At 73.3% G+C, this 13,815-nt stretch carries 13 protein-coding genes; 9 read left to right on the top strand and 4 right to left on the bottom strand.

What is annotated here, in order from left to right:
* The first annotated feature begins 79 nt into the window (after positions 1-79).
* Both ACTWLT_RS12615 and ACTWLT_RS12610 read left to right on the top strand, forming a co-directional pair.
* Positions 80-3,370, top strand: a complete 3,291-nt coding sequence (locus ACTWLT_RS12615) for an ATP-binding protein (protein ID WP_445318541.1) — start codon at positions 80-82, stop codon at positions 3,368-3,370.
* A 91-nt stretch (positions 3,371-3,461) separates the two neighbouring features.
* On the top strand, positions 3,462-4,154 hold the full coding sequence (locus ACTWLT_RS12610; protein WP_445318540.1) for a hemerythrin domain-containing protein: 693 nt from the start codon (positions 3,462-3,464) through the stop codon (positions 4,152-4,154).
* Positions 4,155-4,200: 46 nt separating this feature from the next.
* On the opposite strand, the gene ACTWLT_RS12605 is transcribed toward ACTWLT_RS12610, so the two are convergent.
* From ACTWLT_RS12605 to ACTWLT_RS12590, 4 genes are all read right to left on the bottom strand, one after another.
* Positions 4,201-4,761, bottom strand: coding sequence for a dienelactone hydrolase family protein (locus ACTWLT_RS12605; RefSeq protein WP_445318539.1), 561 nt, complete (start codon positions 4,759-4,761; stop codon positions 4,201-4,203).
* Between the two features lie 59 nt (positions 4,762-4,820).
* Positions 4,821-5,204: a hydroxyphenylacetyl-CoA thioesterase PaaI gene (gene paaI, locus ACTWLT_RS12600; RefSeq protein WP_445318538.1), complete on the bottom strand. Its 384-nt coding sequence runs from the start codon at positions 5,202-5,204 to the stop codon at positions 4,821-4,823.
* 31 nt (positions 5,205-5,235) lie between these two features.
* A complete protein-coding gene (gene paaK, locus ACTWLT_RS12595; protein WP_445318537.1) occupies positions 5,236-6,543 on the bottom strand; it encodes a phenylacetate--CoA ligase PaaK in 1,308 nt (435 codons plus the stop codon).
* Positions 6,544-6,625: 82 nt separating this feature from the next.
* The gene (locus ACTWLT_RS12590; RefSeq protein WP_445318536.1) at positions 6,626-7,075 is read right to left on the bottom strand and encodes a MarR family winged helix-turn-helix transcriptional regulator; all 450 of its coding nucleotides are present in this window, start codon (positions 7,073-7,075) and stop codon (positions 6,626-6,628) included.
* 135 nt (positions 7,076-7,210) lie between these two features.
* On the opposite strand from ACTWLT_RS12590, the gene ACTWLT_RS12585 reads away from it, so the two are divergent.
* The 7 genes from ACTWLT_RS12585 to ACTWLT_RS12555 all read left to right on the top strand — a co-directional run bounded on the left by ACTWLT_RS12585 (position 7,211) and on the right by ACTWLT_RS12555 (position 13,814).
* A complete protein-coding gene (locus tag ACTWLT_RS12585) occupies positions 7,211-8,431 on the top strand; it encodes an MFS transporter (protein WP_445318535.1) in 1,221 nt (406 codons plus the stop codon).
* A 153-nt stretch (positions 8,432-8,584) separates the two neighbouring features.
* On the top strand, positions 8,585-9,343 hold the full coding sequence (locus ACTWLT_RS12580; RefSeq protein WP_445318534.1) for a class I SAM-dependent methyltransferase: 759 nt from the start codon (positions 8,585-8,587) through the stop codon (positions 9,341-9,343).
* 171 nt (positions 9,344-9,514) lie between these two features.
* Positions 9,515-9,991 (top strand): fluoride efflux transporter FluC, encoded by a 477-nt coding sequence (locus ACTWLT_RS12575; protein WP_445318533.1) that lies wholly within the window; start codon positions 9,515-9,517, stop codon positions 9,989-9,991.
* The gene (gene crcB / locus ACTWLT_RS12570) at positions 9,988-10,350 is read left to right on the top strand and encodes a fluoride efflux transporter CrcB (RefSeq protein ID WP_445318532.1); all 363 of its coding nucleotides are present in this window, start codon (positions 9,988-9,990) and stop codon (positions 10,348-10,350) included. The genes ACTWLT_RS12575 and crcB overlap by 4 nt, the downstream gene beginning before the upstream one ends.
* Positions 10,351-10,459: 109 nt before the next feature.
* Positions 10,460-10,984, top strand: coding sequence for a PadR family transcriptional regulator (locus tag ACTWLT_RS12565; RefSeq protein WP_445318531.1), 525 nt, complete (start codon positions 10,460-10,462; stop codon positions 10,982-10,984).
* Positions 10,981-11,661, top strand: coding sequence for an ABC transporter ATP-binding protein (locus tag ACTWLT_RS12560; protein ID WP_445318530.1), 681 nt, complete (start codon positions 10,981-10,983; stop codon positions 11,659-11,661). The genes ACTWLT_RS12565 and ACTWLT_RS12560 overlap by 4 nt, the downstream gene beginning before the upstream one ends.
* Positions 11,658-13,814, top strand: a complete 2,157-nt coding sequence (locus tag ACTWLT_RS12555) for an ABC transporter permease (protein WP_445318529.1) — start codon at positions 11,658-11,660, stop codon at positions 13,812-13,814. The genes ACTWLT_RS12560 and ACTWLT_RS12555 overlap by 4 nt, the downstream gene beginning before the upstream one ends.
* Position 13,815 lies beyond the last annotated feature (1 nt).

Genomic DNA, 13,815 nt, shown 5'->3' with positions numbered 1-13,815 from the left:
AACTGCCACCGTATCGGACGAGGGTGTCTGCGCCGGGATCGGAAAGCCGCCCACACGCGTGACTAGGATTGGCGCAGTCATGCTGCTACGGGTGCTCGGGCCGCTAGAGGTCGAGGTCGACACACGCGGCCCGGTCGACCTCGGCGGCCCCCGCCAACGCGCCGTGCTCGCGCTCCTCCTGGCGGCCCGAGGCGAGGTCGTCTCCGTCGGTCGGATGATCGACGAGCTGTGGCGGGGTGACGCGCCACCCCGGGCGATCGTCTCCCTCCAGGCGTACGTCTCGCATCTGCGCCGCGTGTTGGAGCCGGGCCGCGAGCGCCGCGCACCGGCGCGGGTCCTGGTCACCGTGCCGCCCGGCTACGCCATCAGGGTGCCCACCGACGCCGTGGACGCCGCTCGGTTCGAGACGCTGCTGGCCGAGGCGCGCACGGTCAGCTCCGCCGACCCAGGGCGCGCACGCCTGCTGCTGCGCACCGGGCTCGACCTGTGGCGCGGTCCCGCGTACGCCGAATTCGCTGCCGAGCCGTGGGCGCAGGCCGAGGTGATGCGGCTGGAGGAGCTGCGTCTCGCCGCCCGGGAGTTGCTGCTCGACGTGACCGTGCGCTGCGGCGACGCGGCCGAGGCGGTGCCGGAGGCGGAGGCGCTGACCCGGCAGGCGCCGTTGCGGGAGGAGAGCTGGCGACTGCTGGCGTTGGCGTTGTGGCGTACCGGTCGGCAGGGCGACGCGCTCGCGGCGCTACGGCGGGCCCGGGCGACCCTGGCCGATCAGCTCGGCCTGGACCCGGGTCCGGCGCTGGTCGAGGTGGAGTCCGCGATCCTGGGCCAGCGTCTCGACCTGCTCCCACCGGTGGCCGCGACGGCGGCGCGCGTCGACGCCGAGCGATCGGTGTCGGAGGAGGTGTTCGTCGGGCGGGAGGCCGAGCTGGCGGCTCTTGGGCAGGCAGCCGCCGAGGCGGTGGTGAGCGGGCCGCGGGTCGCGCTGGTCAGCGGGGAGGCCGGGGCCGGCAAGACGAGTGTGCTCACCAGGCTCCAGGAGGAACTCACCGCCCGCGGCTGGCTGGTCACCGTCGGCCGCTGCCCCGAGGTCGAGGGCGCCCCGCCGGCCTGGGGCTGGGTCGAGGCGCTGCGGCAGCTCGCCACGGAGGCACCGCCGGGCGATCTCGCGCCGGCGCTCGCCCCGCTGCTCGGTGGGGGCGACGGCGAGCCGGGCGGCGACGTCACCGCCGGCCGGTTCCGGTTGCACCGCGCCGTCGCCGCCTGGTTGGACGCCGCCGCGGTCGGCCGACCGGTCGCCGTCGTTCTCGACGATCTGCACGCCGCGGACGCCGAGACGCTGCTCCTGTTGAACAGCGTCACCGAGATGACCGGTGGCGCCGTCCTGTTCGTCGCGGCGCTGCGACCCGCCGACAACCCCGAACGGCTCGCCGACACGATGGCCGTGCTGGCCCGCCGGTCACCCCACCGCATACAGCTGGGCGGTCTGACGACGTCCGAGGTCGAACGGCTGCTCGGCGCGCTGGCCCGGACCACCGTCGACCGGGACACGGTCGCCGCGCTGGCCGAGCGGACCGGCGGCAACCCGTTCTACGTCCGGGAGTCGGCCCGGCTGCTCGCCTCCGAGGGCACGCTCGTCGCCATCTCGGACGTGCCGGAGGGGGTACGCGACGTGCTGCGCCGGCGCCTCTCCCGCCTGCCGTCGGCGGCGGTATCGGTGCTGCGCCTCTGCGCCGCCGTCGGCCGGGAGGCTGACGTGCGCACACTCGTCGACGCCGCCGGCACCGACGAGGGCACCGTCCTGCAAGCGCTGGAAGCCGGGCTGGCCGCCGGTCTGCTCACCGAACCGGCGCCGGGTCGGGTGCGGTTCGTGCACGGACTGGTCTGCGACACCATCTACACGGATCTGCCGCACCTGCGCCGCACCCGCCTGCACGCGCGGATCGCCGCCGCCACCCGCCGGCTGGCGCCCGACGACTATCCGGCGCTGGCCCACCACTACGCCCGTGCCGCGTCGGCCGACACCGCGCCCCTCGCCGTCGACTACGCCGTCCGCGCGGCCGAACTGGCCGAGCGCCGGTACGCGTACGACGCCGCGATCGAGCTGCTCAGCAACGCCGTCGACGCCGTCGAGACGGTCGCCGGGGACCGCGATGCTCTGCGGGTCGATCTGCTCGGCCGGCTGCTGCGCGCCCAGGCTCGGGCCGGTGCCGTGGCCGCCGCCCAGCGGACCCGCGCCCGGGCCATCGACGTCGCCGCCGCGTCGGGCCGCGACGACCTGCTGGTCGCGGCGTTCACCGCGTGGACCGTCCCCACCCCGTGGCTGACGCACGAGTACGGCGTCGTCGAACACAAGGTCGTGGAGCTGCTCACCCGGCTGCTGCGTGCCGACGGCCTGGACCCGGTCGAGCGCTGCCGGCTGTTCGACGCCCTGGCTACGGAGCTGGACGGCGAATCCGATCCTCGGGGTGTGGCGGCCGGACGGGAGGCGCTGGCGATCTCGCGGCGGCTGGACGACCCCGAGCTGCGCGCCCTCGGGCTGGCCGCGCGGGTCCGCACCATGAGCTACGAGCGGGAGGCGTCGCAACGCCGGGAGTTGGCCCTGGAGCTGCGCGACCTCGCCGACGAGCACGGGTTGGTGACCTACCGCTGGGTCGCCGAGCAGGTGCTCGGCCATGCCGCCGCCGCGCTCAACGAGCCGGACGAGCTGCGCGTCAGTGTCGCCCGGCAGGGGTGGCTGGCCGAGACGTACCAGCTGAACGAGGCGCAGGTGATCCACCTGTGCGCACGGGGCGCCCTCGCACACATCGCCGGTGACTTCGTCGCCGCGCGGCGACACTACGACGAGGTTGCCGAGCAGATGCGGCGACAGGGTTCGCTGCACGCCGAGGCCTTCCACTATTTCTCCACGGCGACCCTGCTGATCAGCCAGCGGCGCTTCGGCGAGCACCTGGAGCCGACCCGGCGGGTGCGCGGGTTGTTGGGGCCGATCGTGGACGACCTGCTGGCGCTGGCGCTGATCGAGAGCGGACGGGTGGACGAGGCGCGGGCCATGCCGATCGGGCGGCACACCTACCGCCCCGACTACTTCGAGTCATCGCTGCTCTCCGTGCGGGCGATGGTGATCGTGGCGCTGGGTCGACGGGACCTGGCGCAGCCCGTGGTCGACGCACTGCTCCCGGTGCGTGACCAACTGGCCGGTTTCTCCACCACCGCGGCGGTGCTGCGGCCGGTCGCGCTGACGCTCGGGGAGCTGTTCCGACTCCTGGGCCGCACCGAGGAGGCGGCGCGGCACTTCACGCTGGCGGCCACGGTGGCCCGCCGGTGGGAGTCGCCGCACTGGCTCGCCGAGGCGACGGCGGCGCTGGCCGACTGACCCGTCCCGGTTGCGGGATTCCAAGCCGCCTACAAGTCACAGCACACATGATCGACGTGTTCGACCCACTGAAGCCCTTGGAAAGGTCACCGTGAACCAGAAACACCAGGAAGCCATGGCCGACGTCCGCGACATGTACATGGTGCACATCATGTTCCGTCGCGAGTTCGGCCTGCTTCCGCAGCTCGTCCGCGACGTGCGGCCGGGTGACGTGAAGCGCGCGGAGGTCGTCGGCGCCCACGCCGCGCTCATGTGCCAGCAGCTACACCTGCACCACGAGGGCGAGGACATGTTCCTGTGGCCGCTGCTCGCCGGGCGCGGTGGCGCGGAGGCGACCGCCATCGTCCCCACCATGCAGGCACAGCACCACGCCATCGAGGAGGCCTACGCGGCGGTGGTCGCCCTGCTTCCCGACTGGCGTCGGACGGCGCGGGAGGGAAGCGAACTGGCTGACGCCCTGGAGCGTCTCCGCGCCGTGACCACCGAGCACATGGCCATGGAAGAGGCCGAGATCCTCCCGCTGGCCAAGAGGCACGTCACCGCGGCGGAGTGGGCGAAGCTCGGTGAGCACGGGTTGCGCGACACGCCGAAGAAGCGGCTGCCGCTGAGCTTCGGCATGGCGATGTACGAGGGAGACCCCGAGGTGATCAAGGCGGTGCTCGCGCACGCCCCGCTGCCGGCTCGGCTGCTCATGCCGGTCATGGCACCCCGGGTGTATGCCGCGCACGCCAAGCGCGTTCACGGCACCGCCACGCCCCCGCGCATCGGCGCCGGCACCCGCTGACCGCCGGAGCAGGACAAACCGGTGCCGGCCCGGCAGGTGTCGACGCTCAGTCGAGGAAGGCCAGCACGCGGGGCCAGGCCGCCGCGGCGGCGTCCGGGGCGTACTCGGCCAGGTCCGGGTCGGTGAACAGGTGCCCCACGCCGGGGTAGCGGAACACGGCCAGGTCGGCGCCGGCGTCGGTCATCGCCCGCTGCCACTCGTCGACCTCGTCCGGCGTGTCGTACGGATCGGGGTCGGCGAGGTGCAGGTGCACCGGCAACCCGGGGCGGACCGCCTCCGGTGCGCCGCCGGTGCCGTGCAGCAGGAGCAGACCGGTGGCGTCGGGGCGTTCGGCCAGCAGCGCCCCGGCGACGCCGGCACCCATCGAGAAGCCGGCGAGCACGGTCTCGGCCGGCAGTTCCCGCAGGGCCGTCCGGGCACGGTCGAGCACCACCTCCTGGCCGATCTTGTCGAGCAGCGCGAACCCCTCCTCGACGGTGTCGGCGGCCGGGACGCCGTACAGGTCGGGGGTGACGACCCGGTGCCCGGCGGCGCGGAGCCGGTCCGCGGCGGCGCGCACGGCGGGCCGCAGCCCGTACACGGAGTGGAACAGCACGACGTGTCGCATCCGGTCATCCTGCCCCAGGTGGGCAGCCATCCGGTGCGGCCACGCGGGGCGGTGGGGTCCTAGCTCGACGGTGGTGCGGCCGGGGTGCGGCTGCGTCCCCGGAACTCCGCGACCACCTCGCCGTCGTCGCGGGTGACGGTGACGTCGTAGATGCCGCTGCGGCCGTACCGGGTGCGCTCGGTGGCGTGGGCGGTGAGCAGGTCGCCGGCGCGGGCGGGCCGGACGAACGTGATCTCGCCGCCGGCGGCGACGGTGACCGGGCCGTGGCTGTTGCAGGCCAGCGCGAAGGCGGTGTCGGCGAGCAGGAAGACGAAGCCGCCGTGGGCGATGGCGTGGCCGTTGAGCATCTGGTCGGTCACCCGCATCCGGGCCACCGCCGTACCCTCGCCGGCCTCGACCAGCTCGATGCCGAGGCCCCGCGAGGCCGCGTCGGCGTCGAACATGGCGTATGCCGGACTGCGCTGTTCCGGCACGTCAGCCGGCCCGCCGCTGGTCGACGATGCGCCGCATCTTGCCCACCGAGCGCTCCACCCCGTCCGGGGCCAGGACGTCGACCGCCACGCTCACCCCGATGGTGTTCTTCACCAGCTCGACCAGGGTCGCGCCGGCCCGCTCGGCGGCGTCCACGGTGACCTCGGCCCGCCGTTCCACCCGCACCGTCAGGGTGTCCAGCCGGCCCTGCCGGTCGAGTACGCACTGGAAGTGCGGCGACAGTTGCGGGGTCCGCAGGATCAGCTCCTCGATCTGGGTCGGGAAGATGTTCACCCCGCGCACGATCATCATGTCGTCCGTCCGACCGGTGATCTTCTCGATGCGGCGCATCGGGCGGGCCGTGCCGGGCAGCAGGCGGGTGAGGTCGCGGGTGCGGTACCGGACGACCGGCATGGCCTCCTTGGTGAGCGAGGTGAGCACCAGCTCACCCTGCTCGCCGTCGGGCAGGACCTCCCCGGTGACCGGGTCGATGATCTCCGGGTAGAAGTGGTCCTCCCAGAGGTGCAGCCCGTCCTTGGTCTCGACGCACTCGGTGGCCACGCCCGGGCCCATCACCTCGGAGAGCCCGTAGATGTCGACCGCGTGGATGTCCAGCCGGTCCTCCATCTCGCGGCGCATGTCCTCGGTCCACGGCTCCGCGCCGAAGATGCCGACCCGCAGCGAGGTGGCCCGCGGGTCCACGCCCTGGCGCTGCATCTCGTCCACGATCGCCAGCATGTAGCTGGGCGTGACCATGATGACCTCGGGTTCGAAGTCGCGGATCAGCATGACCTGCCGTTCGGTCATGCCTCCGGAGACGGGGATGACGGTGCAGCCCAGCTCCTCCGCGCCGTAGTGGGCGCCGAGCCCGCCGGTGAACAGCCCGTAGCCGTACGCCACGTGCACCCGGTCGCCGGGACGGCCACCGGAGGCCCGGATCGACCGGGCCATCAGCCGCGCCCAGGTGCGCAGGTCGTCGCGGGTGTAGCCGACGACCGTCGGCCGGCCGGTGGTGCCGGAGGAGGCGTGCAGACGGGCGACCCGCTCCCGGGGTACGGCGAACATGCCGAACGGGTAGTTCTCCCGCAGCTCCGCCTTGCCGGTGAACGGGAAGCGGGCCAGGTCGGTGAGGTCGCGGCAGTCGTCGGGGTGCACCCCGGCCGCGTCGAACGCACGGCGGTAGTGCGGCACGTTGTCGTACGCGTGCCGCAACGACCAGCGCAGCCGTTCGTGCTGCAGGGTGCGCAGCTCGTCGACGCCGGCCCGCTCGATCGGCTCCAGCTCCTCCGGACGAGGGGTGCGGTCCTGCATCGCCCTGCCTCCTTCGCGCGACGGTCCCGGCGTGGCTGCCGGTACCGTACGCCCGGCCGCACCAGTGGTGCGGTGGGGGCTGTCAGCGGGCGGTCGGCAGGCGGTGCAGCGCGTCGACCAGTGGTGCCAGCTCGGGGGTGGCCTCCGCCTGGGACAGTGCGTCGGCCAGCACCCGGTCGTGGGTGGGTCGGGCCCGGGCGAGCAGGTCGGAGCCGGCCGGGGTCAGCTCGGTGTAGATGCCGCGCCGGTCGTCGGCGCAGAGGATCCGGGTCAGCAGGCCGCGGTGCTCCAGCCGGGTGACCAGGCGGGTGGTGGCGCTGCCGGAGAGCGCGGCCGCGCGGGCGAGCTGGCTCATGCGCATGTGCCAGCCGTCCTGCCGGGAGAGCGCGTCGAGCACGGTGTACTCCACGACGGACAGCGCGTGGCCGGCCTGCAACGCCCGCTCCAGGGACGTCTCGATCAGCCCGTGCAGGGCGGCGAGGGTGCGCCAGCCCTGCGCGCGGATCTCGACCGCGTCGTCGGCGATGCCCATGCCGGCCTCCTCGGGTGTGACCTGGACGGCCCAGGCTACCACGCTTGCGCCGATATAAGGCGCGTGCAACTATCTTGTTGTAGGCGCGGGTAGTTGCACGCGCCAGCTATCTGACCCCTCCCCGATGGGACGACCATGTCCGTACGCCACACGTCCATGCCGCCCGGCCTGATCGCCCTGGCCCTCGGCGCCTTCGGCATCGGGCTCACCGAATTCGTGATCATGGGGCTGCTGCCCGACGTGGCCGCCGACTTCGCGGTCACCGAGCCGGTGGCCGGCTGGCTGATCTCCGGCTACGCGCTCAGCGTGGCCGTCGGCGGGGTGGCCCTCACCGCCGCGGTCACCCGACTGCCGCGCAAGCCGGTGCTCCTCGGCCTGATGGTGCTCTTCATCATCGGCAACCTGCTCTCCGCGGTCGCCGGCGACTACGCCGTGATGATGGCCGGCCGGATCGTCGCCGCGCTCTGCCACGGCGCGTTCTTCGGGATCGGCGCGGTGGTGGCCGCCGGCCTCGTCGCACCGGCCCGCCGCGCGGGCGCGATCGCCATGATGTTCGCGGGGCTCACCATCGCGAACGTGCTCGGCGTGCCCTTCGGCACCTTCCTCGGCCAGCACTTCGGCTGGCGGTCGACGTTCTGGGCGATCACCGGCATCGGGGTGGTCGCACTGATCGGACTGGCGCTGCTGGTTCCCGGTCGCGGCACCGCCGACGCCCAGACCGCCACCGGTGGGCTGCGCGGTGAACTGCGCGCCTTCACCCACCCGCAGGTATGGCTCTCCCTGGTGGTCACGATCCTGGGCTTCGGCGGCATGTTCGGCGCGTTCACCTACATCGCCTACACGCTGACCGAGGTCAGCGGCTTCGCCACCGGCACGGTGCCGTGGCTGCTGGTCCTCTTCGGGGTGGGGCTGTTCGCCGGCAACCTGCTCGGCGGCCGGGCGGCGGACGTGTCACTGTCGCGCACCCTGGTCACCGTCCTGGCGGCGCTCACCGTGGTGCTCGTCGGGTTCGCCCTGACCGCGACGAGCCAGACGCTGACCATCGCCTCCCTGGTGCTGATGGGAGCGTTCGGTTTCGCCACCGTGCCGCCGCTGCAGATGCGGATCATGCGGTACGCCCACCAGGCGCCCACCCTCGCCTCCGGGGCGAACATCGCGGCGTTCAACCTCGGCAACGCGTTCGGCGCCTGGATCGGCGGGGTGACCATCGCCGCCGGGCTCGGTTACACCGCGCCGATCTGGGCCGGCGCCGCGATCACCCTGGCCGGCCTGGTCGTCCTGCTCGGGGCGATCCGACTGGCCCGCCGGAGTGGGCCGACGACGGCCGACACCGACCTGGTCGGCACCGCGGCGTGACCCCTGCCGCGCCGCTGGCGCGGGTGGCGCCGGGTCGGGCGGACCGCCCGACCCGGCGCCACGGTGATCATCGCGTTGCCATCATCCAGCAATTGCAAATTATGTGCAACAAGGTCTGGACAGGCTCCGCGAGTGGTAACTAGCCTGATCGGCATGACTCCTTACATCACGGATGCGTCGGCGTGGCAGGAGAGCTGGGACCGCCAGCAGGAGGCGTACCTGCCGGATCGGGAACACCGGTTCACCGCGATGCTCGACGCCGTCGACGCGGTCCTCGACGGCCGACCGCCGCGCCTGCTCGACCTGGCCGGCGGCACCGGCACCATCTCGCTGCGAACCCTCGCGCGCTTCCCCACCGCCGAGGTGACCCTCGTGGACCTCGACCCGGCGCTGCTGGCCATCGCCGGCGCCTCGCTGACCGACCGGGCCACCATCGTCACCGCCGACCTCGGCACCCCCGACTGGCTGTCCGCGCTGCCCCACCGCGAGTACGACGCCGTGCTCACCGCCACCGCGCTGCACTGGCTGCCGGCGGACCGCCTCGGACTGCTCTACGGCGAGATCCGCGACGTGCTGCGGCCCGGCGGGATCTTCGTCAACGCCGACCACATGCCCGACGACACCCTTCCCGAGTTGACCAAGCGGCTGCTCGACCGGGCGCGGGACCGTCGCGCCGCCCGGTACGCCGCAGGAGCGGTCCCCTCCTGGTCGGACTGGTGGGAGCGGGCCGGCGCCGACCCGGCGCTCGCGCCCCTGGTCGCCCAACGGAGCGCCATCTACCCGACCGGGCACAGCCCGGAGTGGAACCCGCCGGTCTCCTGGCACCTGGCCACCCTGACCGCGGCGGGCTTCGGCGAGGTCGGCACCGTGTGGCGTGGCGGTCCCGACGCCGCCGTCGCGGCCGTGCGCTGACCTGCCGTCGCGTGACGCGCTGAGGGAGCACGGTTCGACGACGATATGCTGGCCGCGGAGCCGGACGGCTCCCGGCGGTGGGGCCCGCCGTCCCGCGTACGCGCCGGGAGAACCGCGACGCCGCTCGCCAACGGTCCCTGCCAGTGACGCCCGTGCTGGTGGGGAGGACACGTGTCAGAGCCGTTCGAGCCGCGCACCGACCCCGACGTCGACCTCCGCGTCCCCGCCGACCGGGGCGAGCTGACCGCGCGCCCGGCAACGATCCTCCTCACCATCGCGGCCGGCGGGGTGCTCGGCGCGCTGTCCCGGGCCGGCCTGCAACACGCCGCCCCGCACCCGCCGACGGGCTTCCCGTGGGCGACGTTCGGGATCAACCTGTCCGGCTGCCTGTTGATCGGCGTCCTGATGGCGGTGCTCGGGCACCTCGGCAGCGGGCGTCCGCTGGTCCGCCCGTTCCTCGGGGTCGGGGTGCTCGGCGGTTTCACCACCTTCTCCACCTACGCGGTGGACGTCCAGCAGGCGCTGGTGGCGGGCGCTCCGGGCATCGCGCTGGCGTACCTGGCCGCGACGGTGCTCGGGGCACTCGTCGCGGTCGGGTTGGGCGATGCCGTCACCGCCGGACTGCTACGACGGAGGGCAGCCCGATGACCGTGCTGCTCATCGCCCTGGGCGCGGCCGTGGGCGCGCCCCTGCGCTATCTCACCGACCGGGCCGTGCAGTCCCGGCACGACTCGGCGTTCCCCTGGGGCACGCTGACCGTCAACGTGATCGGGTCGCTACTGCTCGGCGCCCTCGTCGGGATGCCGGCCGGCCCGGTGGTCGGCGCGTTGCTCGGCACCGGATTCTGCGGCGCGCTGACCACCTACTCCACCTTCAGTTACGAGACGCTGCGACTGGCGCAGGGCGGCCACCGCCTCCTCGCGCTGGCCAACGTGGCGGGCAGTGTCGCCGCCGGGCTCGCCGCGGCCACCGCCGGGTACGCCCTGGCCCGCGCCCTGCTGGGCTGACCGCGCGGCGGTCCACCCCTCATGCCGAGTGCCCACGCCTGCCCGGCCGCCCGCGAAGAAGATACCGAGGGTATATACGCGGGGTATACCCTCAGGGTAGTCTCCTGGCATGAGCGTGCCACTGACCCTTCTCGGCCTCCTCGAACGGGAGCCCAGCCACGGGTACGACCTGAAACGCGACTACGACGCCTTCTTCGGGCGGGGCAAGCCGCTGCCGTTCGGCCAGGTCTACTCCACCCTCAGCCGACTGGCCCGGGACGGCAAGGTGGTGATCAGCGACGTCGCCCCCGGCTCCGGCCCCGACCGCAAGCGCTACATCATCACCGATCTGGGCGCGACCGAGGTCGAGCAGTGGCTGACCCAGCCGGTCGACCCGGAGCCGCACCTGCAGACGGTGCTCTTCGCCAAGGTCGTGCTCGCGCTGATGCTGGACCGCCCCGCCGACGAATACCTGGACACCCAGCGCAGCGCACACCTGCGGCGGATGCGCGAGCTCACCGAGATCAAGCGTGGCGGCAGTCTGGTCGACGCGCTGCTCGCCGACCACGGCCTGTACCACCTGGAGGCGGACCTCCGATGGATCGAGATAACCGGCGCCCGGTTGGACGCCCTGAGGAAGGCGGTGCGGCCATGAGCGTCGTGATCGAAGCACGCGACGCGGAGTTCGCGTTCGGCCGGACCCCGGCGCTGCGCGGCGCCAGCATCGCCGTGGACGCGGGCGAGATCCTCGCCATCATGGGTCCCAGCGGCTCGGGCAAGTCCACCCTGCTGCACTGCCTGGCCGGCATCCTCGTGCCCGACTCCGGCGAGATCCTCTTCGACGGGGTCCGCGTCGACACCATGTCCGAGCCCGAGCGCAGCAGTCTGCGGCGCGACCGCTTCGGCTTCGTGTTCCAGTTCGGTCAGCTCGTCCCCGAGCTCACCGCGGCGGAGAACGTCGCCCTGCCGCTGTTGCTCAGCGGCGTGCGCCGGACGCTGGCGCTGCGCCGGGCGTACGCCTGGTTCGAACGCCTCGGCCTGGACGGCATGGAGCAGCGCCGCTCCGGTGAGCTGTCCGGCGGGCAGGCGCAACGGGTCGCCCTCGCCCGGGGCCTGGTCGCCGAGCCGCAGGTCCTCTTCGCCGACGAGCCGACCGGCGCGCTCGACTCGCTCACCGGCGAGCAGGTCATGGACCTGCTGGTCAGCGCTGCCCGCGAGCAGGGCACCACGGTCATCCTGGTCACCCACGAGGCCAGGATCGCCGCGTACGCCGACCGCGAGGTCATGGTCCGCGACGGGCGCGTCAACGCGCCGGACCGGATCGCCTCATGATCGGCTTCGGGCTCCGTCTCGCCGTGGCCGGTGGCCGCGAGGCGCTCACCCGCCTGGCCGTCATCGCCGCCGCCGTCGCGATCGGCAGCGGGCTGCTGCTGACCACCCTCGCCGGGGTCAACGCCGTCAACGCCCAGCTCACCCGGGCCGCGTCGGTGCATCCCCAAGCCTCGACGGGCGGCGACGCCGATCCCCTGTGGTGGTCGACCCGGGAGGACTACTTCCACGGCGAGCAGATCATCCGGATCGACGTCGCCGCGACCGGCCCGAGCGCGCCCACCCCGGTCGGCATCCCGACGACCCCGAGGGCTGGGGAGTACTACGCCTCCCCCGCGTTACAGAAGCTGCTCGCGGCCCACCCCGCCGACCAACTGGCCGAGCGCTACCCGGGGCGTGACCTCGGCACCGTCGGCCCGGCCGCACTGACCTCACCGGACACCCTGCTCGTCATCATGGGCGGCACCCCCGACGAGGTCGCCAGGCTGCCCCTCGCCCAGCAGCTCACCAGCGTCGGCGACACCCCCGCGCTGCCCGAGACCGCGGTTAACCTCATCCTCGGCGTCATCGCCGGCGGCCTGCTGTTTCCGGTGTTGATCTTCATCGGCACCGCCACCCGGCTCAGCGCGGCCCGCCGGGAGCAGCGCTTCGCCGCCATGCGCCTGGTCGGCGCGACACCGAAGCAGATATCGGTGGTCGCGGCGGCGGAGGCGACCGCCGCGGCCGTCGTCGGCACCGCCCTCGGCTTCGGCCTCTTCCACGCCCTGCGCGGCCCGATGGCGGGCATCCCGTTCACCGGCATGCCGTTCTTTCCCAGCGACATGTCACTGGGCGTGCTGGACGTCCTGCTCGTGGCGCTCGGCGTTCCGGCCGGTGCGGCGGTGGCGGCCCAGGTCTCGCTGCGCCGCGTACGGATCTCTCCGCTGGGTGTCACCCGGCGGGTCACCCCCCGCGCACCGCGGGCGTACCGGCTGATCCCGATCCTGCTCGGTGTCGCCATGCTGTTCTACGCCATCGGCTACCGGCCCGAGACCTCCGACGGCCAGACCGCGGTGTTCCTACCCGCCCTGCTGCTCATCATGGCCGGCCTGGTCCTCGCCGGCCCGTGGCTGACGATGGTGGGCGCCCGGGTCCTGGCCCGGTACGCCAGTCGCCCCGCCACCCTCATCGCCGCGCGCCGTCTCGCCGACAACCCGAAGGCCGGCTTCCGGGCGATCAGCGGCATCATGCTCGCGCTCTTCGTCACGAGCGTTGCCGTCGGCGTGATCACCACGATCGTCGCCAACCGCGGCCCGGCGCCGATCGGCTCGACCGAGGCGAGAACCCTGTCCATGGACTTCGGCGAGAAGTCACCCTCGGTACCCGACGCGCTGTTCACCGAACTGCGCTCCACCACCGGCGTGCGGTTCGCGGCGGCGGTGCGCGAAAACCCGGACATGATGAGCGCCAGCGAGCCCGGCCTGGTCGCGTGCACCGAACTCCCGAGCGCCTACGGCCGGTGCGCCGACGGCGCGAGCGTCGCCGAGGTGGCGATGGGCTTCATCCCCTTCCGGGAAACGGCGTCGTCCACGAGGGTCTGGCCGACGGCCTCCGTCCCACCCGGCGACCTGCAGAGGCTGCCGGTGCTGTCGATCGTCGTCGGCACGGACGGTTCCGCCGCCGCCGTCGAACGCTCACGCACCGTCCTCGAGACCGCGCTTCCGGCCTTCCGGGTGGCGCCGAACGTGCCCGGCGACTTCGAGTCGGCTTTCGCCAACACCCTGCGCGGCTGGGAACAACTGGCGAACGTCATCACCGTCGCCAGCCTGGCGCTCGGCGGGTGCAGCCTCGCGGTCAGCGTCATCGGCGGCCTCACCGAACGCCGGCGCCCCTTCAGCCTGCTGCGCCTCAGCGGCGCGCCGGTGCGGGTCCTGCGCCGGGTGGTGGCGCTGGAGAGCGCCGTACCGATGCTCGCCGTCGCCGCCGTCGCCATCGGCATGGGCCTCCTCGCCGCCCATCTGTTCCTGCGGGCGCAGATGGACTACACGCTCGTCGCGCCGCAGCCGGGCTTCTACGTGATCGTCGTCGTCGGGTTGGCCACCTGCCTCGGCGTCATCGCCTCCACGCTGCCGCTGTTGGAACGCATCACCGGACCGGAGACCGCCCGCAGCGAGTAGT

This window comes from Micromonospora yongxingensis (genome assembly GCF_052601155.1).
This window is presented reverse-complemented; position numbering and strand designations above follow the sequence as displayed.

What these genes read in the sequence shown, in the direction of transcription:
- ACTWLT_RS12615 (WP_445318541.1), top strand. Translation starts at nt 80, where the DNA reads ATGCTGCTACGGGTGCTCGGGCCGCTAGAGGTCGAGGTCGACACACGC.
- ACTWLT_RS12605 (WP_445318539.1), bottom strand. Translation starts at nt 4,761, where the DNA reads ATGCGACACGTCGTGCTGTTCCACTCCGTGTACGGGCTGCGGCCCGCC.
- paaI (WP_445318538.1), bottom strand. Translation starts at nt 5,204, where the DNA reads ATGTTCGACGCCGACGCGGCCTCGCGGGGCCTCGGCATCGAGCTGGTC.
- paaK (WP_445318537.1), bottom strand. Translation starts at nt 6,543, where the DNA reads ATGCAGGACCGCACCCCTCGTCCGGAGGAGCTGGAGCCGATCGAGCGG.
- ACTWLT_RS12590 (WP_445318536.1), bottom strand. Translation starts at nt 7,075, where the DNA reads ATGGGCATCGCCGACGACGCGGTCGAGATCCGCGCGCAGGGCTGGCGC.
- ACTWLT_RS12585 (WP_445318535.1), top strand. Translation starts at nt 7,211, where the DNA reads ATGTCCGTACGCCACACGTCCATGCCGCCCGGCCTGATCGCCCTGGCC.
- ACTWLT_RS12580 (WP_445318534.1), top strand. Translation starts at nt 8,585, where the DNA reads ATGACTCCTTACATCACGGATGCGTCGGCGTGGCAGGAGAGCTGGGAC.
- crcB (WP_445318532.1), top strand. Translation starts at nt 9,988, where the DNA reads ATGACCGTGCTGCTCATCGCCCTGGGCGCGGCCGTGGGCGCGCCCCTG.
- ACTWLT_RS12565 (WP_445318531.1), top strand. Translation starts at nt 10,460, where the DNA reads ATGAGCGTGCCACTGACCCTTCTCGGCCTCCTCGAACGGGAGCCCAGC.
- ACTWLT_RS12560 (WP_445318530.1), top strand. Translation starts at nt 10,981, where the DNA reads ATGAGCGTCGTGATCGAAGCACGCGACGCGGAGTTCGCGTTCGGCCGG.
- ACTWLT_RS12555 (WP_445318529.1), top strand. Translation starts at nt 11,658, where the DNA reads ATGATCGGCTTCGGGCTCCGTCTCGCCGTGGCCGGTGGCCGCGAGGCG.